General features: G+C 76.6%; 1 pseudogene. It reads left to right on the plus strand.

Annotated elements, in window-relative coordinates:
- Window positions 1-712, plus strand: a pseudogene (locus AC2W7A_RS13015) (hypothetical protein); the annotation flags it as partial.
- Window positions 713-800 lie beyond the last annotated feature (88 nt).

Consider the following 800-nt stretch of genomic DNA (forward strand, 5'->3'; position numbering starts at 1 on the left):
GGCGGCTCACCTCCGGCGAGCGCCTCCACCCTCCCCGCACCGGCCTCCTCCGCACCCGCGTCCTCCCGCCACCCCGACGTCGGAGCCGGAACCGGAGGGCCCCGCGCCGGCCCCGGCCGGCGGGACGCAGACGATCGACCTCCACGGGCTCGCCTTCGACCTCCCGGCGGACTGGGAGGAGGTCGACCGGACGAACCAGACCACCGTCAGGGCGGACGGCACCAGCCCGGACGTGCACCGCGTCTGGCGGACCGCGCTGCCGGACCGGCCGCAGCAGGCCGTGGCCGTGGTGGAGTACCGGGAGGACCGGCAGTCGGTGGACGGGTCCCTCAGCGACGAGGAGCTCACCGCCCGCATCCGCGACTGGGCCAGGACGACCGTCGAGTCCCTCGCGGAGGCGGGGCCGCGGCAGGTCGGGGTCTCCCTGGAGCTGAACGGGCTGGGCTGCGAGCAGGGCAGCGTGCGGATGTCCGGGTCGCCGCAGCTGGCGGACGTCGGGCCGGACGGCACCGGCCAGGCGATCCGCATGGACTACCGCTGCCGGGCGTTCGTGGACCCGCGGCTCGGCGAGGTGGTGGGGCACCGCTGGGTGACCACGGACCTGGAGGGCACACGCCGGGACGTGTACGTGACGGCGTACGCCGGATGGCTCTCGGCGATCGAGGAGCCGGAGCTCACCCGTTGGATCGTGGAGTCCATCCGGCCGCAGTGAGGGCCGAGTGCGCATGGCGCACCGGTGCCCCGGCCTCCCCGCGCCCGGCCTCCCCCGCGCCGCCCCGAGGCGCACGGACGAGGCGGCG

This window comes from Micrococcus sp. LASM2_SD2, assembly GCF_057364565.1.